Origin of the sequence: Streptomyces sp. Isolate_45 (assembly GCF_024721315.2) — a bacterium.
GTDB lineage: Bacteria > Actinomycetota > Actinomycetes > Streptomycetales > Streptomycetaceae > Streptomyces.
This window is the reverse complement of record NZ_JANFAK020000002.1, coordinates 34,508-57,714: the sequence shown is the minus strand read 5'-3', so window position 1 is coordinate 57,714 and position 23,207 is coordinate 34,508. Positions and strand designations below refer to the sequence as shown.

The following is a 23,207-nucleotide window of genomic DNA, read 5'->3' as shown; positions in this document are numbered from 1 at the left end:
CTTCCGGATTGGTGGGTGTTGGTGATGCGTCAAGCCTTCGCCACGTGCCCGTCGGGAACAACAGCGATGATCGCAACGTTCGGACAGCCGGGCTTACCGATCCATCTCCCAGGCGATTTCCGGAGACCTACGTGGACCAGAACGAACTCGATTGCTTTCTCGTCCTCGCCGAGGAACTGCACTTCGGCCGGACCGCCGCCCGCCTGCGTCTCTCCCGCGCCCGGGTGAGTCAGCTCATCCAGAAGCTGGAGCGCCGCGTGGGAGCTCCCCTGTTCACGCGCACGAGCCGTAGCGTGGCGCTCACCGGTCTGGGCAGCCGCCTTCGCGAGGACCTCGAACCCCACTACCGCGGCATCGAGAGCGCCCTGGCGCGCGCCGTTGCGTCGGCACGCGGCATCGAGGGAGTCCTGCACGTCGGCTTCTCCACGCCCCTGGCCGGAGAAATGGTGATGAAGGCGACCGACAAGCTGCGGGCCACCCACCCCGAACTCGTCGTCGAGGTGTGCGAGGTACCGCTCTCCGATCCGTACGGAATGCTTCGGAGAGGTGATTTCGACCTTCAGCTGACGGAATTCCCGGTGTTCGAGCACGATGTGACCCGCGGACCGACGCTCCTCGCCGAGGGCAGGGTGCTGGCCGTTTCCGTCGGGCATCCCCTGGCCGGACGGGACTCGGTGACGCTTGAGGACTTGGCGGGTGTGCCGTTGCTGACGATCGCCGGAGACGTTCCGGACTACTGGCTGGAGCATCGGACGCCGACGCGCACCCCCAGCGGCAGGCCGATCGGGCGGGGCCCGTCCATCACCAACTTCCAGGAGGCGCTGACGCTCGTCGCGGGCGGCAAGGGGGCTTGGCTGGCGGGGGCCCACGTCGCGCTGTACCACGGTCGACCCGGCGTCTCCTACGTCCCTGTGGAAGGGGACAACCCTCTGGCGTACGGCCTGATGTGGCGCTCCGGTGGCAGCAGCCGGGTGACGGAACTCTTCGGCCGCACGGCACACGCGATCGCTCGGGACATGGCGCCCGCCGCTCCTGGGAGCCCGATGCTCGTCTGACCGCGCGACAGCAGCTGTCGGCCCGACTCCGGATCCCACCCTCCAAGCCGGTCATCGCCGAGACTCCGTGTCCTCAGCTGTCCGTGTCGCCCCTCGCGTCGACTCGGGTCCCGGGCCGGGTCGCGGACCACCCGCGATGAGTTGCCCAAGCCCTGGCGAGGGGGGACGGTGTGGTGTTTCCTTGAAGGGACCCCTCCGGGCGGACACCATCGATCCGAACGCAACCCCCGCTCCTCCCGGCTGAGTTCGCCGGACGTCCGTCCAGTCGGGGTGAAGAGCGCGGTACGGCAGCACGGCCGGACATGACGACGCCGGTAGAGCCGGTGTGACGGAAGCCAAGCCGATGGGGGACTCCATGACCGCCGTCCACAACGTCCCGGACATCCTGTCCCAGGAATTCGCCGACAACCCGTACCCGACCTACAGCGCCCTGCGCGAGAACACTCCCCTGCTCTGGCACGAGGCGACGCAGAGCTACCTGATCTCGCGCTACGAGGACGTGGCTCGGGCCTTCAAGGACAAGGAGTCGCTCTTCACCACGGACAACTACGCCTGGCAGGCCGAGCCCGTGCACGGGAAGACCCTTCTCCAGCTGAGCGGGCGCGAGCACTCCACCCGGCGGGCTCTGGTGGCTCCCGCCTTCCGCGGCAACGAGCTGCGGGAGAAGGTCCTTCCGGTCATCGAACGCAACGCGCGTGAGCTGATCGACGGGTTCCGCGCCGCCGGCTCCGTCGATCTGGTGAGTGGCTTCGCGTCCCACTTCCCCATCTCGGTCATCGCCGACATGTTCGGGCTGGACCGGTCCGGGCACGAGCAGATCGGCGGTTGGTACCGGGCCTTCGTGGCGTTCACGGCCAACCTGTCCGGTGATCCCGAGTGCGCGGCGGCCGGCGTCCGGGCACAGGCCGAGTTCGCCGCGTACATGCTGCCGATCATCAGCGACCGGCGGAAGAACCTCGGTGATGACCTACTGTCCGCGCTCTGCACCGCCGAGGTGGACGGGGTGCGCATGAGCGACGAGGACATCAAGGCCTTCTGCAGCCTGCTGCTCACCGCGGGTGCCGAGACCACGGACAAGGCCATCGCCGGCCTCTTCTCGAACCTCCTGGCCAACCCCGACCAGCTCGAGGCCGTACGAGAGGACCGCGGACTGATCGACCGGGCCTTCGCGGAGACACTGCGCTACAGCCCGCCGGTGCACATGATCATGCGTCAGTCCGCCACCGAGGTCCTGACGAGCGGGGGCACGATTCCCGCCGGCTCCACCGTCACCTGCCTCATCGGAGCAGCCAACCGTGATCCGGGGCGCTACAAGGCCCCGGACCGCTTCGACATCTTCCGCGACGACCTCACGGCGACCACCGCCTTCTCCGCGGCAGCGGACCACCTGGCGTTCGCGCTCGGGCGGCACTTCTGCGTCGGCGCGCTACTGGCCAAGGCCGAGGTGGAGACCTCTGTCAACCAACTCCTCGACGCCATGCCGGGCGTTCGGCCCGCCGACGGCTACGACCCCGCCGAGCAGGGGGTCTTCACCCGTGGGCCGAAGTCCCTGCTGGTGGAGTTCACACCGACCCCTGCCGCAGGATGCGTACCCTGACGGTTGCCTCCGGAAGGTGTGCCCGGAACGGCTCACCGTGGACCGTTGCCGGTCGCCGGTGGCGGGCTCCTGGTGGCCATCGCTTCGAAGGGCATTTCGGTCCACCGCGGCAGTTCCCCCCGGCGGTCAGCGCGCCTACGGCGGTAGTAGGCGACCGTGACCGCGGCGAGCAAGGGCCCCCAAGCGAGCAGCGGTACGTAACAGATCACCAGGGCCCACTTGCCCGGTCCACTCGTCGGTAACCACTCGCCGTTGCTGTTCAGCGGCGGCACGAAATGGAAGAAGTGGTTGAGCGTGGCATAGGCGCACAGCGCGGTGACCGCGACGGCGCCCGCTGCGGCGGGGATGACGGCAGCGCGTATCGGGATGCGTCTGCCACCCAGCCATGGGATCCGGCGCGGGATCACCTCGCCCCACGGGCGAATCAGCCCGAGCGTGAGCAGCGCGAGGCACTCCGAGATCATGGTGAGCATCAGGATGTACGGCCGTTCCCATGCTTGCCAGTGGTGTTCGCCGTACCAGTCCGGGAATTCCACCACCAAGGCGATCCTCCACAGCCCCGAGGGCAGTACGGCCAGTGGTACGGCGTGGGCCGCGACCTCGGCCCAACGGGGCACGTTCGGCAGCCGCCGAACACCGGTTCCGCCGTCCGTGGTCGTTCGGGCATCCTGTTGCACTGTGCCTCGTCCCCCTCATGCGTACGCGTCGCGCCGCCGACTTGCGTGCCACCGCCGAGCGGTCCGCGCGGACGGGATCTCGTCCGGGTGCGGGCCGCCTCTGGAGCAACGAGCCGCGTGCCCGGCCGAGTTCGTCGGCTGCGGAGTTCCACCAGGCGAACTCAGTCCAAGGCTGCACGTCGGCGCGCTCCGCCGCATCAGCCATCGGATGCGGTCCGGTTCCCCCGCACGGGGGACGGGTCACGCCCTGGTGTGCAACCGGAGTTGGGGCCCCATTCGTTGGGCGTCGGGTTCCACGGGGTGCGGGCGGCCAGGAGCCGACGCACGGGTCACCGGGCGTGCTCATGCACCGTGACGGGTCGGCGCGCCGATGAGCCGGTACCTCAGCCGTATCAGATCGGGGAGTTCGGCCACATGCCTGAACCGGTCCAGCAGGAGGGAAATACGGTGGTCGTCCCCGTTCCGCACGGCTGCGGCGATGGCGTCGACAAGCTGGGAAGAGTCCTCGGGCATGCGCGAAGACCTGCCCCGGTGATCACCGGCTTACGCCTGGTGAAGGCGGCCGGTCGGGGCAAAGTGACCGCCCGCCCCTGACAGCGATCACGACGGCCCGACCACGATCTGCCGACGGGCGGAGCCCCAGACCTCCTCGAACTCGTCAGAGGTCAACTCCTCGGCGTCATGGCCTTCCCACTCGGAGACCGGCAGTTCTGCTGTGATCCCGAACCTGCTGTCGTACCCGTCGAGGCAGCCCGTGTCACACGCCTGCTGCCATTCGGTGAGGGACGCGGCCGCGATCGGGGTCAGCTGCGGCCCTTCGAGTTCGACCTGCCGGGTGACCCACCCTTCGGCGTCGACCTCGAAGTAGAACCAGACGTCTTCCTCGTCCCAGTGGCAGCGCATCCATGTAGTCACCAGCCCATGATGACGGCGTGCGCCGCCCGCTCACCGGTGGACGCTTCGGGACCGTGATGGAGGATCACGCACCGCCGGACAGCGCTGTCGCCCGGTGCGGGTCGGGCCGTGGAGGAAGCCCGTCGCATCACCTTTTCGAGTGGGGCGATGGCACACGGCCCACCACGGCTCGCCGACCAGCCGGACGGCACGTCCGTCGAAGTCACCGGGCCGGCTCTCGGAGGACCACCGCTGCCCGGTGGTGCACCATGGCGGGGGCTCCAACGGTGGGGTTCCGGTGCGGAGGAGGCTGTGATGCTCGAATGGAAACCGGTGCACCCGGGCCGCCGTCCCGTTCCCGACACCACAGCGACTTCCTCCGTGTGGGCGCTGACGACCGCGGCGGCGCTGGCCGTCGTGATGGCCTTCAACCTCCTCGGGTGGCAGGGCGGCACCACCGCGGGCCTCGTCGTCCTGTCGCTCGTGGTCGCCCTGACCAGCACCGGCGCCCGCCTCGCTGCCGCGCCCGGTACCGCGCTGCTCTGCTGGGCGATCCTCAACGCCTTCGGCGCCCCGCCCATCGGGGAGCTCACCTGGGCCGCCCCCCACGACCCCGCCCGCATCATCTGCCTGCTCGTGGCCGCCACCACCGGCACGGCGGCAGCCCGCATCACCCATGCCCGCGCCGCCTACCGCCGACTGGACCAGTGACCCGGGCTCCGCGTGCGGCCGGTCGGGTCACGTGAACGGTGCCCGGTCCGGCGCGGTGGCGAGGAGCGCGGTGCCCCGGGCCGGCCGGATACCGCTGGATGGGGGCGCTGAACGCGGTCAGGAGCGGCTTCCTCTCGCCCATGGCGGGCATGGATGCCGTGGAGCACGGGGCGCGGCCGTCGGTGGGACGTGGGGCCGGCAACGGTCCCCTTCGGCGAGCGGAACTTCGAGGATCCGGAGGGTGCGGGCCCGGCAGGTTCGGTTCGGTGAGGCCGGGAGGGCTCTGAGCTGCGTGGCGCTCGGTACTCAGTACGATGAAGGGCACTTCACCTGAGACCTCGATACCCCGGACGGGAGGCTTGAGCATGATGGCCCGGCACAGTAAGGACGGCGCATCGCCCTCGCGGCGGGGGCAGGGCGAGTTGGAGGCGCAGGTTCTTGCCGTGCTCGGTACCGCCCCGGGGCCGGTGCCCGTCGCGTGGGTGCAGGAGCGCCTGCCCGGCGGGTTGGCTTACACGACGGTCTTCACGATCCTGACCCGCCTGCACGCCAAGGGGGCCGTGGAGCGTGCGCGCGCCGGTCGCTCCTTCGAGTGGGTGCGGGTGGCCGACGAGGCGGGGCTCGCGGCGCTGCGGATGCGCAAGGTCCTGGACGGCGAGGCCGACCGGGAGGCGGTGCTGGCGAGTTTCGTCACGTCGTTGTCCCCCGGTGACGAGGACCTGCTGCGGGGTTTGCTCGCGCAGGTGGACGAAGAGGGAGAGCGCTGAACTCCGATGGGGGTCTTCGTCTTCCTGCCCTTGGTGCTGCCGCTCACCGCGTGGCCCATCGCCCGGCTGGCCGAGCACCATCTCCATCCGCGGAGCGCGACCCGGCTGCTGACCGCCATCGCGGTCGTTCTGGCGGCGTGCAGCACGCTGTGCCTGGCGTTGCTGATGGTCGTCGGGACCGCGCAGTTGCCCGGGAACCCTCTGCCCGACGGTTGGTCCGATCCGGAGGTGCGCGCGGCGTTGCCGTACGACGAGGTCGCGGGGAAGGTGGCCATCCCCGTGTTGCTCGGCGCTCTCGCCGGCTGCGCGTCGATCACGTGGCACCACTTCCACGTGTGGCGTGTGGCCCGGCGCGCTCTTGCCTCCCTGCCGGACCGGACTGTGGCCGTACTGCCCGACGACGCGGCCTTCGCCTTCGCGTTGCCCGGACGGCGTGATCGGATCGTGGTGAGCACCGGCATGTTGGCGGAACTCGACGGGCCTGAGCGGCGGGCCCTGTTCGCTCACGAGCGGGCCCATCTGGACGCCCGTCACCACCGGTTCCTGTTGGCCGCGCGGCTGGCGGCGTGCGCCAATCCGTTCCTGCGTCCTTTGTACGCGTCGGTCGCCTACACCACCGAGCGGTGGGCCGACGAGGAGGCGGCGTCGGTGACGGGGAGCCGTCGTGGTGTTGCCCGGGCCGTGGCCAAGGCGGCTCTGGTACGGGTGAGTGCTCCCGGCCGGGCCCTCGCGCACTTCGCTGCGGCGGGTCCGCTGCCGCGGCGGGTGGCCGCGCTTTTGGCTCCTGGGCCGGCGGCGTCGCGCCGGCCGCCGGTCTTCACGGCCGCGGGTCTCGCCGTGTGGGGCGCTGCCGCCGGTACGGCCGCCTCCGCCCTGTCGTCGGCGAACTCGGCGATCACGCTGTTCTTCGTCCTCAAGGCCGCGACCCCGCTGTAAGGAGCGCGGTCCCCGGCCCCTACAGCGGGGCCGGGGGCCGGGGGTCGGGCGGGGGCCTCGACGCGTCCGAAGACGGCCCCCACCTGTTTCCCATGCCCGGTGTGCGACGCGGGCCTTCGTTCTCCTGTGCTCAGAGGTCGAATTCGTGGGGCGGCAGGTCGAGGATGTAGCAGGCCTCTCGTACGACGGCCTGCTCGGTCTTGTCGAAGTCGCCGTCCGCGCCGCCGATGACGATGCCGATCTGGATGACCGCGCGGGCCTCGGCGGGCTTCTTCTTGGCCTTGGCGACCTCTTGCAGGACGGCGACCTTGCCGAAGTCGAAGTCCGCCGCCAACTTGTCGAGGTTCGCGTCGAAGCGACGCTGAAGGTCGACGGCGTCAAAGTTCTGCAACACCTCGTTGTTGGCGATGAGTTGTGCCACCCGGCGGCGTTCGGAAGGGTCGATGGTGCCGTCGGCCGCGGCGACCAGAGCGCACATCGCCATGCTCGCGTCGCGGAACGCACCGCTCTTGAGGTCGTTCTTCTTCGCCACCAGCTGGGTCTGCATCGTCGATGCGGATTCCTTGATCCGGTCCCACAGTGCCATGCCCACTCCGTAATCCTCGAACGGCGGTATCGGGCCGGTGCCCGAACCCATCATGTTTCTACAACTCTGTAGAAGCTACCAGTAGGGAGGAACGGAGACCTCACCACCCTGACAACCAATTCCGGAAGTCCGAGGAAAACCCCTTGCCCAATGGTCAAGAAGTGTTGACCATTGGGGACATGCCTACCGATGACCTTCCCGAGACGTTCCACGTCACCACCGACGAGCAGCTGCGCGCCGTTTCCAATCTCACCCGCCACCGGATCATGGCCGTGCTCCGCTTCGAGCCCGCGACGATCACGCAGATCGCCGAGCGGGTGGGCCTCGCGAAGGGGAGTTCCAGCTACCACGTACGACTCCTCGAACGGGCCGGCCTGGTGAAGGTGGTGCGGACGCGAAAGGTCCGGGGGGTCACCGAGCGGTACTACGCGATGGCCGCGCGGTCGATCGCGCTGCCGGATCCGGGCGAGGGAGGGCCGGACGTGCTGATGCGGCACGCGGTGGCGGACCTGGAGGCATCGCCGGTGGATGGCGAGCGACACGTACGGATGGCTCATCTGCGCCTCACCGAGGAGCAGTTCGCGGAGTTGGGGGCGCGGCTGCAGGCACTGGCGGACGAGTACCGGGAACTGTCCGATCCCTCACTGCCGGACGCCTCGCTCGTCTTCGCGCTGTTCCACCCGGCACGGCGTGAGCAGGCCGAGGGGGACGCCAAGTGACCCGAGGAATGACGAAGTTGCCGGCCGGGTTCGGACGGCTGTGGACCGCGCAGACGGTGTCCTCGCTCGGCGACGGGGTATCGCATGCCGCGCTGCCGCTACTCGCTTTGATGTTGACGCGGGATCCGATGGCGCTCGCCGTCGTCACGGCCTCCGGGACACTGCCGTGGCTGCTCTTCGGGGTGCTCGGCGGTGCGCTGGTGGATCGCTGGGACCGGCGGCGCACGATGTGGGTCGCGGACGCGGTGCGTGCGGTGCTGCTCGCGATACCGGCGGCAGCGGCCGCGCTCGACGTGCTGAGCATTCCGCTGCTCGCCGCCGTCGCCTTCCTGCTCGGCCTCGGCGGACTCTTCTTCGACACGGCCGCCACGGCCTATCTGCCGGATCTCCTCGGCCGTGACCCCGCGCTCCTCGAACGCGCCAACTCCCGCCTGCGCGGGGCCCAGACCACCGCGTCCGGCTTCGTGGGCCCGCCCCTGGGCAGTGCGCTGCTCGCGTTCGGACGGGCGGTTCCGCTGCTCTTCGACGCGCTGTCGTTCGCACTCTCCGCACTGCTCGTCCGGTCGCTGCCCGCCACGCCCCGGCCCTCACCGGAGGCCCGCGCGTCGCTCCTTCGGCAGGCGAGGGCCGGGGCCTCGTACGTCTTCCGGGATCGGTTGCTGCTGGGGCTCGCACTCCGTCCGGCGGTCGGGAACGTCGCCTTCCTCGCGGTGGAGACCGTACTCGCCCTCTTCGCGCACGACCGCCTCGGCATCGACACCTTCGGCTTCGGCCTGCTCCTGACGGCGGAGGCCACCGGCGGCCTGCTCGGCGCGGGAGTCGCCTCCTTCCTCGGCCGACGACTCGGCACCGGTACTGCGCTGACCTGCACGGCAGCGGTCGAGGGGGTTGCCATCCTGGGGCTTGCCGCCGCCCCGAACCCGTACGTGGCCGGGCTCGCGCTCGCCGTATGCGGGGCGGGCATGGGCGCCACGATGGTGCTCGCGCCCTCCCTCCGGCAGGCGATCGTCCCGGCCCGGCTGATGGGTCGCGTCGCCTCCACCTCCCGCATGCTCGCCATGTGCGCCGCCCCGTTCGGCGCCTTCCTCGGCGGCTGGCTGGCCACCACGTACGACGTACGCACCCCGCTCTACGCCGCCGCCGCACTCCTCCTCACCATGACCGCCGTCACATCGACCATGACCACCAACCGGCGGGTCGAGGCGGCGCTGCGTGCCGTCGCGCCGCCCGATGATCCTGAGCACCCGGAATCCCGGATCCCCGTTCAGGGGGCCGCCGTGTAGACCGCGTTCCCCGCGTCGCGTAGCGGTGGTGGAGCCGGCGGGTGGCCCGTCGGCCGGGTGCCGGTGCCCCACGACCGCGTACGGGCGCCCGGACGTGTGGACCCCGGAATCGGCTGATCCCGTACGGCCCGGCACGGTCTCACCTGTGGTCGAACAAGGGATGATGCTCGGCATGACGTTCGAACATCCCGCCGAAAAGAACGAGGACGGCCGCGTCGGTCCGTTCGAGAGGCTGGCCGAGCTGGCCTCCAACTTCACGAGTTCGGCAGTCTTCTTCACGGTGTGCGTGGCCCTGGTGGTCAACGTCGTGGTCGTGCACGCCCTCCACCTGTCCCAGAGCTGGCAGCACCTGGCGGGCGACGCCGTGGCCTCCGTCGCCCTGCTCCTGCTGGCCCTGCTGAAGAACTCCGAACGGCGGGCCGAGCACGCCATCCAGCGCAAGCTGGACGCCATCGCCGCCGCGCTACTGGAACAGCATTCGGGTGAACCCGGCACGGCGCACGAGGAACTGAGGAAGGCCATCGGGATCGAGGAACGTCAGTAGGAGCGACCTCGCCCGCCGGGTGACCGTCCGGAGCTCGAACACGACCATCGGCAGCCGCGGGAGCTGCGATCCGTGATCGCGCGCGGAATCGCCCGTGGCCGCCTTCCGCAGCACCCTTCAGCGAGGGCGTTCACGAGTCGGCTGCGGGCCGACGTTCGGTCCGCCCGTGTGCGGCATCCGGGCGTAGCCCTCGGGCGGCTCGGGCAGCGCGTCCGCGCAAGCCGTCGAACAGGCGTTGACCAGCAGGGGCAGAACGTCAGAGCCGGACGTCCGTAGTGAGATCCAGACCTGGCGGAGGTTCACACCCCGGACGGGGTGGGCGCAGACGCTGCACGCGCGGATCGCCGCGGCACCCCGTACACCCGGGTCGAGGTCTTCAAGGTCGACGGCTTGAGCGGTGGCTGCCACGGCGGGCAACGGTGGAAACGGCGGCCGGCGCTTGCGGTTCCCGTAGAGGGCACGGGTGCTCACGGTTGGCTCACAGTAGTGCTGCCCGGTCCCGCCACGGCGGGGCCGTCACCGGAAGCGGGCGGCCGGGCCGTCCGCGTGGCGGTCGGCGTTCCCGGGTTCCGGTGACGGGGCGGGGCCCCCGAGAGGGGTGGGGGCCCCGCGGTTCAGCAGGCGCGGTAGCGGTAGCCCCGCGCGCCGGCGGCGGAGACGTCGAGGTCACGCTGCACGATCGCGAGCTTCGATCCCCAGGCGGAGCAGGCCCGGTCGTAGCCGGCGTTCTCGTACTCGATGACGAACACGCGGTTGGCGTAGGCCTTCGCGAAGTCCCCGCACTCGTTGTACTGGCCGCACTCCTCGGCGACGGCGAAATCGAAGCCGATCTTCGTCCGGTCGGAGAGCATCTCGGCCGTGTTCTTCTGGCCGATGGCCAGGCCCTCGGCGTGTGCCCGGTCGGCGAGGAGCTTCGCGAAGGCCGCGTTGTGCGCTTGGGTCAGGCGGCCCCCGGAACGGGAGAAGGAGTCCAGATTGTCGGGCTCCACTGCCTGGAAGCCGCTGCGCGCACACCCCTTGATCCAGTCTCCGACGACCCTGGCGAGCCGGTTTCGCTTGTCGGCCGTGGAGGTGTCGAGGAGCGCCTCGCCCCAGCCCTCGTCGAGAACGGGACGCTTGGCGGTGTCGCGCAGCACCAGGTCGGGATGGTTCTTCTGCCACCAGCCGAGGGCATCGGGCTGGGCCTGGAAGGCGTTGACGTAGCAGATGTTGTACAGGCCGGGGGCGGGCCGGTCGGAGCGGTCGCGGGAGACTGCTTTCACGCCCTTCGGGGGCGTGTACGCGGCCCCGATCTGGTAGTCGAAGGACGCGTTGGCCGCCGGGAGCCGTGGGGCGGCGCTCTGTCCGGCGGAGGCCTGCGAAAGGGTCAGGCCCGCTCCGACGGCCAGGACGATGCCCGTCGCGCCGGCGGCCAGGGTCGACTTGCGACGCAGGAAGGGGGTTGCGGAATGCTTCGGCACACGTTCTCCAGTGCGAGGTGCGATGAGGTGTTCGCATCCTGCGCCAGTGATCGTGAGGAATTCATGAGGCGGGGCCCCGACCGGGCACCGGACCCGCTCCGTGGGCCGGACGCTGGTCCCGGCGGTCGGGGGAGAGACGGACCAGCGTGCCGCCTCCGGGGCGGAGGTCGGCGGTGAGGGCGCCGCCGTGCGCGGTGGCGATCTCGGAGACCAGGGACAGGCCGATGCCGGTGCCGCCGCCGGGCGAGCGGAATCGTTCCGTCAGAGCGGGCAGGTCGGCGGCCCCGATGCCGGGGCCCCGGTCCGCCACCACCACGGTCGCGCCCCGGACCATGACGTGCACCTCCGCACTACCCGGGGGGTCGCCGGGAACGCGGCCGTGCCGCAGGGCGTTGTCGAGGAGGTTGCGCACGGGCGATCCGCACGAGAGCCGGATCCGCGGTGACGACGGAAGCGTCGAGAGAGGTCGTCAGGACGTGCCGACCGGCCGACAGTTCGTCGCAGGTCTGCTCGACCAATTGATCGAGCCTGAGTGGCACCGCGCGCAGCGCGTCCCGATGGGCCGCCTGCAATCGGCCGCGCGTGAGGACGTTCTCCACTACGTCGGCGAGGCGTTCGGTGGCTCGCCGGATCCGCGGCAGATGGGGGTCGAGGCCCCGGGGGTCCGCGCCCGCGACGTCGACCGAGCTGCGCATGACCGCCACCGGGGTCCGCAGCTCGTGGGCCGTGTCGGCGAGCGTGCGCTCCTGGGCCTCCAGCGACTCCCACGCCGGGCGCAGGCTGCGCCCCGAGAGCAGGTGGCCGGTGCCGGCCGCCAGGGTGGTCAGCAGTCCCGCTCCGACGAGTACCGACATGACGAGCCGGTCGTGCTCGGCCATGCGGTGGGCCGGATCGCCGGCGACCACGACCGCGCCCCGCACCTCCTGCGTCTCGTCATGGTGGAAGGGTCGGGCCAGCAGGTAGGCGGTGCCGCCCCGGACGTCCGGCACCTCGGCGCGGACGGGGCCGGCGGGAGGATTCGCGCCGCGCCGCCGTGCGGCGGAGTAGTGACCGGGAGGACATGCTAAACAAGCCATGGCCAAACCATGACCATTGGTGGTCGCCGCTGGTCCTCGGTGGTCGCCGTCGCCGGCCTCGGCCCGTTCGGTCACGACCGCGTGACCGGAGCACGGTGGGCGACAGGCGGGTGGACGGGCCGAATTCGTTGCGGCTCGCGTCGAACGGGTTGGCGGTGGGCAGGCATGCCACAGCCCTGGGAAGACGTTTCGGGCGTCTTCCCAGGGCGTGGAGCCGATCATTCGAGCCGTTCCGGCCGGTCGGGTCAGCGCCTAACCGCCCGGCCGGCCCGTCACAGCTTGGCGAGCGTACAGGCGGTCTGCGCGAGGGCCGGCGGCACCGACGAGACGTTCATCAGGATGAGGCGGCACAGCAGCTGGTCGGCCGGCAGGCCCGAACCCCCCACGGTGCAGGCCAGGTTGGTGTCCGTGCTGGAGTAGCCGGCGGCCGCGAGGTACGCCGTGCAGTCGCTGGGAGCGGCCTGGGCCGCCGGGGCCGCGATGACCACGGCGCCCGCCATCGCCATGGCCGTCACGGCGGCGGCGGCGAGGCGGGTACGAAGGGTGCGCTTCATGATTCCTCCCGAGGACAAACGAATTGACCGAACCCGGAAGACGATCCTCCGGGGACGATTAGAGAGTAGAGGAATATTCCAGGCGAAAGTCCGGAAAGAGCGGACCCAATTATCGCCGGCCACCTCAATGGAAAGGAAATGGCCGCAGGATCGACCTGGCGCCGGGACATTCTCCTGGGGCGCACGCAGCGGATCGACGGCAACGTTGCGATCGATGGGCCGGATCCGGCGCTTCTTGGCGACGCTCTGGCAGTAATTGGTCTTTATGTGACCCGCGTTCGACGATCGAAGATCAGTCAGCTTGGCCGAAAACATGCCAGCGGAACGGTACTCGCCCAGGCGCCGCAGCAGCACGGATGGTCTCAGGATTCTCGTCCACGAACCGAAATCCTCGCGCTCCCCGCCGGCCCGCACCGACAAACGTTACCGGATCCGGGCTGACGGAGCAGGAAATGCGGGACGAGAAGTGCGCCGAGCGCATACGGGGGCGCAATTGAATTCCACGCGGACAGGAAATTAATCGAACCACCCCTCGCGTTCCGGGGCGGCGCGGCGCGGGGCCGAGGTGGCCGCGAGTACGGGAACCCCGTTGCCCGCACCGGAGCCGATGGGCGCCCGGCGGTCCGTCAGCGGACCGCACTCCGGGCCTCTTGCGCGCGCACGCGGGGGCTCCCGGACCGGGCACACCTCCGCCTCCCACTCCCCGTCCCGCCATGCGGAACAGAATGGTCCAGGATGCGGACGGCGGTTGCACATGCCCGAACGGCGCCGACAGGATACGGCCATGGCCCCCGTCCTCGTTTCGCGTCGTCACGTAGATCTGCTGCGTGTCTCGACCATGCTGTGTCGGGCCGACCGCTTCCGTACGCACGGCTGTTGATCCGCTGATCCGCCGCACCTGAAGCCGTACGGAAAACCCCGCGCATAGCCGCGCCTCCGTTCCACCCTTCCTCCTGCCCGTGTACACGTGCCACCGCCCGTACGGCGGCGACACGTGCCACGCCGCTGCTTCGACGAGGTCCTCCCATGCCCGAAAACCCACTCCGGCTCCACTGGTTCCTGCCCACGGGCGGGGACGGTCGCGACCCGGGCGGCGTCACCGCCGTCCAGGGCCGCAGCCGGGCCGCCACCCGCCGGCCCGCCGACATCCCGTACCTGACCCAGGTGGCCCGCGCCGCCGAACAGGCCGGCTTCCACTCCCTGCTGACACCGGTGGGGCTCGGCTGCGTGGACCCATGGATCCTCACGGCCGCGCTCGCGCAGCACACCACCCGCATCGGCTTCCTGGTGGCGTTCCGCGCCGGCTTCGCCAGCCCGACCCTGATCGCCCAACAGGCCGATGCCTTCCGGCGTTTCGCGGGAGGCAGGATCGCGCTGAACGTGGTGACGGGCGGCGACCCGGCCGAACAGCGCGCCTACGGGGACCACGTCGAGCACGACGAGCGCTACGCCCGCACCGAGGAGGTGATGTCGGTGCTCAGGTCGCTGCTGGACGGCAAGACGGTGGACCACCACGGGACACACCTGCGGATCGAGGGGGCACGGCTCACCGGCGCCGAACCGCTCCACCCTGTGACCCTGTACTTCGGCGGGGCCTCTCCCGCCGCAGAGGCGGTCGCCGCCCGGCAGGCCGACGTACAGCTCCTCTGGGGCGAGCCGCCGGCAGCCCTGGCCGTACGGATCGCCCGGTTGAAGGAGTTGGCCCGGGCCGCCGGCCGCACCGTACGGTTCGGACTGCGGCTGCACGTCATCAGCCGCGACACCGCCGCCGAGGCGTGGTCGGAGGCGAACCGGATCCTTGCGGGGTTCGACCCCGAGGCCGTGCGGGCGAGCCAGGAACGGTTCGCCACCATGGACTCCACCGGGCAGGCCCGGATGACCGCGCTGCACGGCGGGGCCACGGACGCCGCCCGGCTCACCGTGGCACCGAACCTGTGGGCGGGCATCGGCCTGGTCCGCGAAGGAGCCGGGACGGCGCTGGTCGGCTCGCACGACGAAGTGGCCCATCGTCTCGCCGAGTACCGGGACCTCGGCATCGACGAGTTCGTCCTCTCCGGCTACCCGCACCTCGAAGAGGCCTACCGGGTGGGCGAGGAAGTGGCTCCGCGACTGCGCGCCCTGACCGGGACGGAGGCCACGTGACCGCCCTCGCGACAGCGTCCGAGGTGTCGGCGCGGCCACCTCGGCCCGGTCCGGGCGCTCCTGGTTCCGCGTCGCGGCGACGGGAGCGGCTGCGTGACGCGCTCCGCTGGGGCGCGCTGCGGATCGCGGCCCTCGCCGTACTGCTCGCCGCCTGGCATGCGGTCGTCGTCGCCGAGGTGTGGCCTCGGGTCCTGGTGCCCTCGCCCGGGGACGTATGGCGGCAGTTCATCCTCGCTTCCACCGTTCACGACGGGGTCCGCGGCTACGGCGGCCACCTGCTGATCGAGCACCTGGGGGTCAGCCTGGGGCGGATCGGCACCGGCTCGGCGTACGCCGTACTGGCGGGCGTGCCGCTGGGGCTGCTGATCGGTACGGTCCGGCCGCTGGCCGTCGTACTCGAACCCGCGGTGACGTTCCTTCGGACCCTGCCGCCGCTCGCCTACCTCTCACTGCTCGTCATCTGGTTCGGTATCGACGAGGCACCGAAGATCTGGCTGCTGGTGATCGCCGCGCTGCCGCCCATCGCGGCGGCCACCGCCGCTGCCGTCCGTACGGTTCCCGGCCAACTCGTCGAGGCGGCGCGGGCCCTGGGCTCGGGTCCGGTGGCGCTACTGCTGTCCGTACGGCTGCCCTCCGCGCTGCCCGAGATCCTGACGGGTGTCCGCATAGCCGTCGGGGTCGCGTACACCTCGGTGGTCGCGGCGGAGACCATCAACGGCGTGCCCGGAATCGGCGGCATGATCCGCGACGCGCAGCGCTACAACCAGACGGCTCTGGTGATCGCGGGCATCCTCGCGATCGGACTGTCCGGGATCGTTCTGGACTCGCTCCTGCGGCTCGTCGAGCGGATGGCGGTGCCCTGGCGTACTCGCGCCTGATGGTCCTGCCCTCCCTCCTTGCCTCTTCTCCCCTTCCTCCCCGCTTCCCCCCTTTTTTCGTCGTCCGACTTCAGACCGGAGATCTCCCGTGCCCGCATTCACCTCCCGCCGCACCTTCCTGCTCGCTGCCGCCGTCGCCCTGACGGCCTCCGTCACCACCGCGTGCGGGGGTGGCGCAAGTGCCACGGGAGGCGGCGCGGGGAAGACCACCGTACGGATCGCCTACCAGGCGATACCCAACGCGGACCTCGTGGTGAAGAACCAGAGGCTGCTGGAGCAGGCCCTGCCCGACGTCGAGGTGAAGTGGGTGAAGTTCGAGTCCGGGGGTGATGTGAACACGGCCGTCATCGCGGGTGCCGTGGACCTGGGCCTGGCGGGGTCCAGTCCGGTCACCAAGGGACTGTCCGCGCCGCTGAACATTCCGTACAAGGTGGTGTGGATCCACGATCTGATCGGGGACAACGAGGCGCTCGTCGCAAAGGCCGGGATCGGTTCGGTGAAGGACCTGGCGGGCAAGAAGGTGGCCACCCCCTTCGGATCGACGGCCCACTACTCGCTCCTCGCCGCGCTGACCGCCGCCGGTGTCGAACCGTCGGCGGTGCAGACCATCGACCTCCAGCCGCAGGACGCGCTCGCCGCGTGGAAGCGGGGGGACATCGACGCCGCGTACGTGTGGACGCCGACCCTGGGCGAGTTGACCAAGGACGGCAAGGTGCTCGTCAGCAGCCGTGAGCTGGCGAAGCAGGGCAAGCCCACCGCCGACCTCGGGGTGGTGACCAACGCGTTCGCGGCCGAGCATCCGGAGGTGGTCACCGCCTGGATCAAGGCACAGGACCAGGCCGTCGCCCAGGCACGTACCGCACCGGACCAGGCCGCGAAGTCCATCGGCGCCGAACTCGGGCTGCCGACGGAGGAGGCGAAGCGGCAGTTGTCGGAGCTGGTGCTGCTGAGCGCGAAGGAGCAGACCGGGCCCGAGTACTTGGGCACCCCCGGCGCCCCGGGGAAGCTCGCCGCCAACCTGCACGACGCCGCGGTGTTCCTGAAGGGGCAGAAGGCGGTCGACGCGGTACCCGACCAGGCCGTGTTCGGCAAGGCGCTCGCGGTGGAGGAGCTCGGTCGTGCCGCGAACTGACGGCCCCGGGGCGGTCGCCCTTCCCGGGGCCGTCGCCGTCGAACTGGCGGGGGTGAAGGTCACGTACGGGTCCGCCAAACAGCCGGTGACGGCTCTGGACGGCGTGGACCTACGGATCCACCCCGGCGAGTTCGTCGTCCTCGTCGGGCCTTCCGGCTGCGGAAAGACGAGCCTGTTGCGCGTGGTGGCCGGCTTCGAGCTGCCCTCCTCGGGCGTCGCCCTCGTCCGCGGCACGCTCCCCCGGCCGGGTGTGGGGGCCGGGGTGGTGTTCCAGCAGCCCCGGCTGTTCCCGTGGCGCACGGTCGGCGGGAACCTCGGCTTCGCGCTGGCGCGGCTCGGGGTGCCGCGCGCGGAGCGCGCCGGGCGGATCGCGGAACTCCTGGACCGGGTGGGACTGCCCGGCACCGCGGGTCGGCGGACCTGGGAGCTTTCGGGCGGTCAGCAGCAGCGGGTTGCGCTCGCCCGGGCCCTGGCGGCGGAGCCCGAACTCCTGCTCATGGACGAGCCGTTCGCCGCGCTGGACGCCCTGACCCGGGAGCGGCTCCAGGAGGAGGTACGGGCCTTGGCCGCCCGGCTGGGTACGACGGTGCTGTTCGTGACGCACTCGGCGGAAGAGGCAGTGCTGCTGGGCTCCAGGGTCCTGGTCATGGCGGCCGGACCCGGTCGGGTGGTGGCGGAGCTGCCGGTGGGCCTGGATCGGGATCCGGACACGGACGTCGCCGCGCTGCGGGCGTCGCCCGAGTTCGCCCGGCTGCGCAGCCGGCTGACGAAGATCATGCGCGGCTGAGTGGGAGTGCGGCGTCGCGGCGCCGCACTCCCCCGCTCGCGCCGGCACCGCCGGCCACGTGCTGATGGCGTGGCCACGGGCAACCGGTCAACCCGTCACCCGCGGATCGGCGCCGCCGCTGTCACTGCCACGCCACTGTCACTGCCATGCAACTGCCACTGCCACTGCCTGAGGGCACGGCGCCCTGACGCGTGGGGCCGGCGGGCCCTGGAACGTCGAGCCGTTCGTGCTGCGGGACGACCACTGAGAGGCAGCCTAGTCGTGGCTTCCCGGGACGTCCGGGACACACGTTGGGGGTGTCCGTACCGGCGCGGGAGGTGCCGGCGACCGGTCCGGGTCGGCCCGAGGGGCCTGGTCGGGGGCCTCGGGCGGGCGGGCTTTCCGGCCGTCGGGCAGGAGGTCCCGTACGGAGGTGAGCGCGTGGGCGAGCAGGTGCGCGCGCCCGGCGACCACGGGTCCGAGGACGGCCAGGACCAGGACGTAGCCGGCGACGAACGGGGTGAGGCGACCGTCGAGTCCGGCGCCGGCGGCCATGGCGGCAAGGATCAGCGCGAATTCCCCGCGCGCCAGCAAAGTGGTGGCGATGTCCGCGGCGGGCCCGGGGCCGTAGCGGTACAGTCGGGCGACGAGCAGCCCCGCCGCGATGTTCACCCCCATCGTCAGAACCGCTGCGGCGGCCACCGGCACGGCGACGGACGCGATGTTCCCGGGGTCGATGGACAGCCCGAAGGCGAAGAAGAAGATCGCCGCGAAGGCGTCCCGCAGCGGGTGCACCAGTTCGCGTATCCGCGGGCCGGAAGGGGTGCCCGCGAGGATCAGGCCGACCATGAACGCGCCGATGGCGTCGGCGACCCCCAGGAGTTCGGACACACCGGCGACGAAGACCGCGGCTCCCAGGAAGCTGATGACCAGCAGTTCGTTCTCGCGGACCGCGATCAGACGCCCTGTAAGCCGGGTGCCGTAGCGCGCGGCGGCGGCCAACGCCAACAGGAAGGCGAACGCCTTCGCCGCCTGCAGCACCATCTCGGCCGCGCCTTCGGCTCCGCTGATGACCGGCTGGAGCGCGGCCAGGTACAGGGCCAGGAAGATGTCCTCGACCACGATGACGCCCAGGATCAGCCGCGTCCGCGGGTGCGAGATGCGGCCGAGATCGATGAGGATCTTGGTGACGATCGCGGAGGAGGATATGCCCATGACGCCGGCGAGCACCAACGCCTCCCTGGCGCCCCAGCCCAGTGCGAAGCCGAAGCCCAGGCCGGCCCCGACGTTCAGCAGCAGGTAGATCCCGCCTGCGGCCAGCAGACGCCTGCCCCCGCTGCGGAGGTCGTCCAGGTGGAACTCCAGGCCCAGGTAGAACAGGAGCAGTACCAGACCGAGGGCGGAGAGCATTTCGAAGTCGTGCGCGTCCTGGACCAGTACCGGTCCTGGGGTGTGGGGGCCGAGCAGAATGCCGGCCAGCATGAAGAGCGGGATGGTCGGCAGGCCGATGCGCCTGCCCAGGCGGGCGAGGAAAGCGGCGGCGAGGAAGGCGCCACCCATGGCCAGCAAGGTGTCGGCGTGTCCCATGGATCACCACTCCCGGCGGCGCGCAAGGTCGGATCGTCTCTGATGACGAGGGCGGATGGGTCCTCCTTCGTTCGGCGGGTCCGTTCGGACTCCGGTGGTCCGGGTCTTCATCTGCCGCGATCACCGGGGGTGCGGCCGCCGTCAGGTGCGTCGCTCCCGTCCGGGTGGCGGGTCGAGCAGGCCGACGGCCTCGCCCGCCATGACCAGGCCCGCCGCGAGGAGCAGACCATGGGGCAGCACCACGCCCACCGTGAGTGTCACGAGCGCGACGGTCAGCAACGTCCATGCCCTGCCGCGCCGGTGTTCCAGTGGCCGGCGGGGGTTTCCCGCGTTCAGGGCGTGCCCGAACCGGGGGTCGGTGCGTGCCGTCGTCGTCGCGGGGTCGCGCAGTGGTCCGTCGTCGGTTCCGGCCATGGCGCCTCCTGCCGGGGTGCGGGCGGTGGGCGGTGGGCGGTGGGGGCGTCGAAGCGTTGTTGCAACGGTCACACGTGGTACGTCGGCGCTGCCATCGGCGCCGGCACCCATATCCGGGGGAGGCGGACGTGTAGGCGCGATCGGCGGGCGCGGCGGGAAATGGGTGTCGGCCCCGATGGACACGGCCGCAGGCGTACCGCCACCCTGGGTGTACGGCGCGTCAATGCCCCCGCGACTCCGATCGGGAGGACGCGCACGCACAGGGACCCGGGGCTCGGGGCTCGGGGCTCGGGGCGACTCCGGGGGCACGGCTCGACGCGCTCGTACCGTCAGGGAGCCACCAACGATGACCACGACCGAACCGGAACGGGCCACCATCCGCATCCTGCTCGCCGACGACCACGCCCTGGTCCGTCGCGGGGTGCGGCTCATCCTCGACGGCGAACCGGACCTGACCGTCGTGGCCGAGGCGGGCGACGGCGCCGAGGCCGTCGACACGGCTCTCGCCGAACAACCCGACCTGGTCATCCTCGACATCGCCATGCCCCGCCTGACCGGTCTGCAGGCTGCCCGCGAACTCTCCCGCCTCCGGCCGGAGCTGCGCATCCTCATGCTGACCATGTACGACAACGAGCAGTACTTCTTCGAGGCCCTCAAGGCCGGGGCAGCCGGCTACGTCCTCAAATCCGTCGCCGACCGAGACCTGGTCGAGGCGTGTCGCTCGGCCATGCGAGACGAGCCCTTTCTGTACCCGGGTGCGATCAACGCCCTCATCCGCAACTATCTCGACCACAAGGACGGTTGTGGCGATGCGCACGCCAGGACCCTCACCGGCCGCGAGGAGGAGATCCTCAAACTCGTGGCGGAGGGGCACACTTCGAAGGAGATCGCCGACGTCCTGGTCATCAGTCCCAGGACCGTGGAGCGCCACCGCGCCAACCTCCTGCACAAGCTCGGTCTCAAGGACCGCCTGGAACTGACCCGCTACGCCATCCGGGCCGGCCTCATCGAGGCATGACGCGGCCTCCGGCGCCGAGCCCCGGCTTCCCCGTCAGGCGCCTAGTAGGACTCCGTTGGGTTGCTCTTGATCTTGGTGTGGTGTGTGGTCTGTTCGGGAGGGGCTGCCGGCAGGTGGTGCAGACACCGCTCCAGCACCTCAGGATGTCTTGGGCCAACCCGATCGAAGCCCACTTCGGACCGCTACGGCAGTTCACCCTGGCCAACTCGAACCACCCCAACCACACCGTCCAGACCCGGGCCCTGCACGCCTACCTGCGCTGGCGCAACAAGAACGCACGCCACCCCGACGTCCTCGCAGTCCAGCGACGTGAACGAGCCCGCATCCGCAGTGAGAAGGGTGTCCGCTGGAGAGGGCGTCCCACCACGATGACGGCCTGAACGACTACACCTGCTCGTGATACACCCTGATCTCGGTCGGCTTGAGTCTGTGGATCGTTGCCCAGGCTGCCCGCTCGATCAGTCCTTGAGCCCACTCTTCGAGATCGTCTCCGGCATCGTGGAAGAACCACGAGTCGAAGCTTCCGAGGGCCTCCAGGGCGGGTGCGAGTCCGTATCTGAGCTCGCAGTGGACCTGCACGTAATGGTCGTGATCACCGTTGCTGTCGGAGATCTCGAACTGTCGGGTGAGGTCCAGCGTGAATGCCGGAGGACCGTCGAACGCGTGGGTCCCGTACTGGAACAGAAGACCGTCAGCGTCGGGTGTGTCCGAGACGTCGAACAGCCGTCGGCCGAATCGGAGGAAGGCGAGCCAGAGGTCTTCCGTGACCAGATCGTCAAACGCTTGCTGCCCTGACCCCAGTTCGCCCTCAAGCAGTCCCACGGCCTCGTCCACCGACAGTCTCCGCGTCATGCCCGACCTCCTCGTCACCGCAGCCGGGCTCAGGGTACTGACCCCGGTGAACCTTCCCGGTCACAGCACTGGACGAGTGGCGATCACCCAGGATCCGCCGTATCCCAGGGCCCGTGGTTGATCCCGCGTCCGGTTGAGCACCCACGGGGTCGGACGGACCGCTGCGCGCCTCCGGCCCGACCCCGGGTGCCCCGGCGAACGGCTCGTCGGGGCTCGGGTGCCGTCAGACCATGACCAGGAGCCGCGTCTGCGGTACGAGCTTCCGGTTCACGCTGGTGCTCTGCACGAAGATGGTGAAGTCGTCGTTGTGGTCCGGCTTGACGCGGACTTCGGTGTCCGGCAGTCCGAGCATGGCTCGGGCCTGCGGCCCCGTGTACACCCGGTCCGTCTTCTTCTCCAGCACCGCGATCTGCTTGCGCGCCTGGATCTTCTCCGACTTGCTCAGCTGGTAGAACGCGCAACCCGTCCGATAGGTGTGTCCGCTTTCCGTCACCCCTTCCCGGATGGCGGTTTCGTGGGCCACCGTGATCAGCTGGTATTCCGAGGGATCCACCGGGGTGAGGCCGGCGGCCTCTATGGCTTTCTTGTTGACGGCGTCACCGCCCGCGGAAAACACCGTCCGCGATCCACGGATGCCCTTCGTACGACCCACCATGAACTTCTCGGTGGCCTCCTGGATCACGTTCCCGGCTTCTTCCAGCCCCTGCGTGCTGGTGGCGTCCCAGACGGCGATGTTGTCCTTCGGGAAACCGCACTGCATGGCTTCGCGCTTGCCCATCTGATCGGGTACCAGCACGGCCAGCGTCCAGTTGTCCGCCTGCGTCTCGACCAGATCCGCCACGGCCTTCACCAGCGCGCGCGGATCCCTGCTGGGGGAACCCGGGCAGCGGTGACTCGCGTTCTCCTGCCCGTCCGTCAGGACGAACGTCAGGAAGCTGTGGTCGCCGTAGAGCTGGGCGGTCTGCGCCAGTTCCCGCTGCGAGGTGAGGGTCGCCGCCAGGAGGGCCGTCATTCCACCGACCTGGTAGAGCTGCTTAAGCGACGGCATGCGCAGCACGTCCTTGTCGTAGATGACGCACTTCACCTCGTTCGCGAAGACGTACACCGTGACGCGGGTTTCCTGGTCCAATTCCTGCGACCGCCGGGCCAGATAGGAAATCTGCCGGTCGGCGACTTCGATGACCTTGCCACTCAGATGCGACATGGACGAGCTGGCATCCAGCACAAGGGCTACGTGGTTGATGTAATTCTGGCTTCCGGACATGATTGCGCTCCCCGCTCTTCCCGACTTGGTAAACCAATCCTCTCAGCCACCACTGACAATCGATCGTGGATCCGACGGGGCGGGGGCGGCCAACTCTCGCCGCTCCTCCTCTCCTGACGGTCTGGAGTCTGGAGGGGCGGGAGCATCACCTGTCTGGCAGGCCGTCAACGGCCCTCCCGGTCCGCCCCTTCACCACGCCCGTCCGCGGGTGAGCTCCGCTTCCGTTCCGAAGGCGACGCCCCGAGTCAACAGGGAAGGCGGGGAGCACCGAGTTGCACACGGCCTCGCCCGGCTC

General features: G+C 70.3%; 26 protein-coding genes and 1 pseudogene. 15 read left to right on the top strand and 12 right to left on the bottom strand.

What is annotated here, in order from left to right; all coding sequences use genetic code 11:
- Positions 1 to 131: 131 nt before the first annotated feature.
- Complete coding sequence (locus tag NOD94_RS01205) at positions 132 to 1,055, top strand: LysR family transcriptional regulator (protein ID WP_281203764.1); 924 nt, start codon at positions 132 to 134, stop codon at positions 1,053 to 1,055.
- A gap of 355 nt (positions 1,056 to 1,410) precedes the next feature.
- On the top strand, positions 1,411 to 2,652 hold the full coding sequence (locus NOD94_RS01200) for a cytochrome P450 (protein ID WP_281203763.1): 1,242 nt from the start codon (positions 1,411 to 1,413) through the stop codon (positions 2,650 to 2,652).
- Between the two features lie 32 nt (positions 2,653 to 2,684).
- Here the strand turns inward: NOD94_RS01200 and NOD94_RS01195 are convergent, their stop codons facing one another.
- Both NOD94_RS01195 and NOD94_RS01190 read right to left on the bottom strand, forming a co-directional pair.
- Positions 2,685 to 3,194 carry a hypothetical protein gene (locus tag NOD94_RS01195; protein WP_281203762.1) on the bottom strand — a complete coding sequence of 170 codons (510 nt, stop codon included), beginning with the start codon at positions 3,192 to 3,194 and terminating at the stop codon, positions 2,685 to 2,687.
- 735 nt (positions 3,195 to 3,929) lie between these two features.
- The gene (locus NOD94_RS01190) at positions 3,930 to 4,244 is read right to left on the bottom strand and encodes a hypothetical protein (protein WP_281203761.1); all 315 of its coding nucleotides are present in this window, start codon (positions 4,242 to 4,244) and stop codon (positions 3,930 to 3,932) included.
- A 294-nt stretch (positions 4,245 to 4,538) separates the two neighbouring features.
- Here NOD94_RS01190 and NOD94_RS01185 point away from each other — a divergent pair, with 294 nt between their 5' ends.
- The 3 genes from NOD94_RS01185 (at position 4,539) to NOD94_RS01175 (ending at position 6,637) form a co-directional block, all read left to right on the top strand.
- Complete coding sequence (locus NOD94_RS01185) at positions 4,539 to 4,934, top strand: DUF4118 domain-containing protein (protein ID WP_281203760.1); 396 nt, start codon at positions 4,539 to 4,541, stop codon at positions 4,932 to 4,934.
- A gap of 368 nt (positions 4,935 to 5,302) precedes the next feature.
- Positions 5,303 to 5,701, top strand: coding sequence for a BlaI/MecI/CopY family transcriptional regulator (locus NOD94_RS01180; protein ID WP_281203853.1), 399 nt, complete (start codon positions 5,303 to 5,305; stop codon positions 5,699 to 5,701).
- Between the two features lie 6 nt (positions 5,702 to 5,707).
- Positions 5,708 to 6,637: a M56 family metallopeptidase gene (locus tag NOD94_RS01175; RefSeq protein ID WP_281203759.1), complete on the top strand. Its 930-nt coding sequence runs from the start codon at positions 5,708 to 5,710 to the stop codon at positions 6,635 to 6,637.
- Positions 6,638 to 6,767: 130 nt separating this feature from the next.
- On the opposite strand, the gene NOD94_RS01170 is transcribed toward NOD94_RS01175, so the two are convergent.
- On the bottom strand, positions 6,768 to 7,223 hold the full coding sequence (locus NOD94_RS01170; RefSeq protein ID WP_281203851.1) for a TerB family tellurite resistance protein: 456 nt from the start codon (positions 7,221 to 7,223) through the stop codon (positions 6,768 to 6,770).
- 179 nt (positions 7,224 to 7,402) lie between these two features.
- On the opposite strand from NOD94_RS01170, the gene NOD94_RS01165 reads away from it, so the two are divergent.
- The 3 genes from NOD94_RS01165 (at position 7,403) to NOD94_RS01155 (ending at position 9,769) form a co-directional block, all read left to right on the top strand.
- Positions 7,403 to 7,942: a transcriptional regulator gene (locus NOD94_RS01165; protein ID WP_281203758.1), complete on the top strand. Its 540-nt coding sequence runs from the start codon at positions 7,403 to 7,405 to the stop codon at positions 7,940 to 7,942.
- Positions 7,943 to 7,959: 17 nt separating this feature from the next.
- Positions 7,960 to 9,225, top strand: coding sequence for an MFS transporter (locus NOD94_RS01160; protein WP_281203850.1), 1,266 nt, complete (start codon positions 7,960 to 7,962; stop codon positions 9,223 to 9,225).
- A gap of 172 nt (positions 9,226 to 9,397) precedes the next feature.
- A complete protein-coding gene (locus NOD94_RS01155) occupies positions 9,398 to 9,769 on the top strand; it encodes a low affinity iron permease family protein (RefSeq protein WP_281203757.1) in 372 nt (123 codons plus the stop codon).
- A gap of 117 nt (positions 9,770 to 9,886) precedes the next feature.
- Here the strand turns inward: NOD94_RS01155 and NOD94_RS01150 are convergent, their stop codons facing one another.
- The 5 genes from NOD94_RS01150 to NOD94_RS01135 form a co-directional block, all read right to left on the bottom strand.
- Positions 9,887 to 10,240: a hypothetical protein gene (locus NOD94_RS01150; protein WP_281203756.1), complete on the bottom strand. Its 354-nt coding sequence runs from the start codon at positions 10,238 to 10,240 to the stop codon at positions 9,887 to 9,889.
- Positions 10,241 to 10,383: 143 nt separating this feature from the next.
- Positions 10,384 to 11,229 carry an endo alpha-1,4 polygalactosaminidase gene (locus NOD94_RS01145; RefSeq protein ID WP_281203755.1) on the bottom strand — a complete coding sequence of 282 codons (846 nt, stop codon included), beginning with the start codon at positions 11,227 to 11,229 and terminating at the stop codon, positions 10,384 to 10,386.
- Positions 11,230 to 11,290: 61 nt separating this feature from the next.
- Entirely contained in the window at positions 11,291 to 11,641 is a 351-nt protein-coding gene (locus NOD94_RS41355; protein WP_348652300.1) for a sensor histidine kinase, read from the bottom strand.
- Entirely contained in the window at positions 11,580 to 12,305 is a 726-nt protein-coding gene (locus tag NOD94_RS41350) for a histidine kinase dimerization/phospho-acceptor domain-containing protein (RefSeq protein WP_348652299.1), read from the bottom strand. Before NOD94_RS41350 ends, NOD94_RS41355 begins: the two co-directional genes overlap by 62 nt.
- A gap of 272 nt (positions 12,306 to 12,577) precedes the next feature.
- Positions 12,578 to 12,859 carry a hypothetical protein gene (locus NOD94_RS01135; RefSeq protein WP_281203754.1) on the bottom strand — a complete coding sequence of 94 codons (282 nt, stop codon included), beginning with the start codon at positions 12,857 to 12,859 and terminating at the stop codon, positions 12,578 to 12,580.
- Positions 12,860 to 12,997: 138 nt separating this feature from the next.
- Here NOD94_RS01135 and NOD94_RS01130 point away from each other — a divergent pair, with 138 nt between their 5' ends.
- The 5 genes from NOD94_RS01130 to NOD94_RS01110 all read left to right on the top strand — a co-directional run bounded on the left by NOD94_RS01130 (position 12,998) and on the right by NOD94_RS01110 (position 17,798).
- Entirely contained in the window at positions 12,998 to 13,300 is a 303-nt protein-coding gene (locus NOD94_RS01130) for a hypothetical protein (protein WP_281203753.1), read from the top strand.
- A 585-nt stretch (positions 13,301 to 13,885) separates the two neighbouring features.
- On the top strand, positions 13,886 to 15,001 hold the full coding sequence (locus tag NOD94_RS01125; RefSeq protein ID WP_281203752.1) for an LLM class flavin-dependent oxidoreductase: 1,116 nt from the start codon (positions 13,886 to 13,888) through the stop codon (positions 14,999 to 15,001).
- 89 nt (positions 15,002 to 15,090) lie between these two features.
- Positions 15,091 to 15,879: an ABC transporter permease gene (locus NOD94_RS01120; RefSeq protein ID WP_281203849.1), complete on the top strand. Its 789-nt coding sequence runs from the start codon at positions 15,091 to 15,093 to the stop codon at positions 15,877 to 15,879.
- Positions 15,880 to 15,967: 88 nt separating this feature from the next.
- Positions 15,968 to 17,011, top strand: a complete 1,044-nt coding sequence (locus NOD94_RS01115) for an ABC transporter substrate-binding protein (RefSeq protein ID WP_281203751.1) — start codon at positions 15,968 to 15,970, stop codon at positions 17,009 to 17,011.
- Positions 17,012 to 17,054: 43 nt separating this feature from the next.
- Positions 17,055 to 17,798: an ABC transporter ATP-binding protein gene (locus NOD94_RS01110; RefSeq protein WP_281203848.1), complete on the top strand. Its 744-nt coding sequence runs from the start codon at positions 17,055 to 17,057 to the stop codon at positions 17,796 to 17,798.
- A 255-nt stretch (positions 17,799 to 18,053) separates the two neighbouring features.
- Here the strand turns inward: NOD94_RS01110 and NOD94_RS01105 are convergent, their stop codons facing one another.
- Positions 18,054 to 19,364, bottom strand: coding sequence for a cation:proton antiporter (locus tag NOD94_RS01105; protein WP_281203750.1), 1,311 nt, complete (start codon positions 19,362 to 19,364; stop codon positions 18,054 to 18,056).
- Between the two features lie 141 nt (positions 19,365 to 19,505).
- Positions 19,506 to 19,778, bottom strand: a complete 273-nt coding sequence (locus NOD94_RS01100; protein WP_281203749.1) for a DUF3040 domain-containing protein — start codon at positions 19,776 to 19,778, stop codon at positions 19,506 to 19,508.
- 346 nt (positions 19,779 to 20,124) lie between these two features.
- Between NOD94_RS01100 and NOD94_RS01095 the strand changes: the two genes are divergently transcribed.
- The gene (locus NOD94_RS01095) at positions 20,125 to 20,796 is read left to right on the top strand and encodes a response regulator transcription factor (protein WP_281203748.1); all 672 of its coding nucleotides are present in this window, start codon (positions 20,125 to 20,127) and stop codon (positions 20,794 to 20,796) included.
- A 146-nt stretch (positions 20,797 to 20,942) separates the two neighbouring features.
- Positions 20,943 to 21,176: pseudogene (locus NOD94_RS01090) on the top strand (IS630 family transposase); the annotation flags it as partial.
- Positions 21,177 to 21,180: 4 nt separating this feature from the next.
- Here NOD94_RS01090 and NOD94_RS01085 read toward each other — a convergent pair.
- Together NOD94_RS01085 and NOD94_RS01080 are read right to left on the bottom strand one after the other, a co-directional pair.
- Positions 21,181 to 21,648, bottom strand: coding sequence for a hypothetical protein (locus NOD94_RS01085; RefSeq protein ID WP_281203747.1), 468 nt, complete (start codon positions 21,646 to 21,648; stop codon positions 21,181 to 21,183).
- A gap of 223 nt (positions 21,649 to 21,871) precedes the next feature.
- Positions 21,872 to 22,912 (bottom strand): vWA domain-containing protein, encoded by a 1,041-nt coding sequence (locus NOD94_RS01080; RefSeq protein WP_281203746.1) that lies wholly within the window; start codon positions 22,910 to 22,912, stop codon positions 21,872 to 21,874.
- Between the last annotated feature and the right edge of the window lie 295 nt (positions 22,913 to 23,207).

Excerpts from the sequence above, each read along its gene's own strand:
- NOD94_RS01130 (WP_281203753.1), top strand. The coding sequence starts at position 12,998 with ATGGCCGCAGGATCGACCTGGCGCCGGGACATTCTCCTGGGGCGCACG.
- NOD94_RS01185 (WP_281203760.1), top strand. The coding sequence starts at position 4,539 with ATGCTCGAATGGAAACCGGTGCACCCGGGCCGCCGTCCCGTTCCCGAC.
- NOD94_RS01080 (WP_281203746.1), bottom strand. The coding sequence starts at position 22,912 with ATGTCCGGAAGCCAGAATTACATCAACCACGTAGCCCTTGTGCTGGAT.
- NOD94_RS01105 (WP_281203750.1), bottom strand. The coding sequence starts at position 19,364 with ATGGGACACGCCGACACCTTGCTGGCCATGGGTGGCGCCTTCCTCGCC.
- NOD94_RS01200 (WP_281203763.1), top strand. The coding sequence starts at position 1,411 with ATGACCGCCGTCCACAACGTCCCGGACATCCTGTCCCAGGAATTCGCC.
- NOD94_RS01180 (WP_281203853.1), top strand. The coding sequence starts at position 5,303 with ATGGCCCGGCACAGTAAGGACGGCGCATCGCCCTCGCGGCGGGGGCAG.
- NOD94_RS01125 (WP_281203752.1), top strand. The coding sequence starts at position 13,886 with ATGCCCGAAAACCCACTCCGGCTCCACTGGTTCCTGCCCACGGGCGGG.
- NOD94_RS01175 (WP_281203759.1), top strand. The coding sequence starts at position 5,708 with ATGGGGGTCTTCGTCTTCCTGCCCTTGGTGCTGCCGCTCACCGCGTGG.
- NOD94_RS01165 (WP_281203758.1), top strand. The coding sequence starts at position 7,403 with ATGCCTACCGATGACCTTCCCGAGACGTTCCACGTCACCACCGACGAG.
- NOD94_RS01095 (WP_281203748.1), top strand. The coding sequence starts at position 20,125 with ATGACCACGACCGAACCGGAACGGGCCACCATCCGCATCCTGCTCGCC.
- NOD94_RS01085 (WP_281203747.1), bottom strand. The coding sequence starts at position 21,648 with ATGACGCGGAGACTGTCGGTGGACGAGGCCGTGGGACTGCTTGAGGGC.
- NOD94_RS01100 (WP_281203749.1), bottom strand. The coding sequence starts at position 19,778 with ATGGCCGGAACCGACGACGGACCACTGCGCGACCCCGCGACGACGACG.
- NOD94_RS01155 (WP_281203757.1), top strand. The coding sequence starts at position 9,398 with ATGACGTTCGAACATCCCGCCGAAAAGAACGAGGACGGCCGCGTCGGT.
- NOD94_RS41350 (WP_348652299.1), bottom strand. The coding sequence starts at position 12,305 with ATGGCTTGTTTAGCATGTCCTCCCGGTCACTACTCCGCCGCACGGCGG.
- NOD94_RS01170 (WP_281203851.1), bottom strand. The coding sequence starts at position 7,223 with ATGGCACTGTGGGACCGGATCAAGGAATCCGCATCGACGATGCAGACC.
- NOD94_RS01135 (WP_281203754.1), bottom strand. The coding sequence starts at position 12,859 with ATGAAGCGCACCCTTCGTACCCGCCTCGCCGCCGCCGCCGTGACGGCC.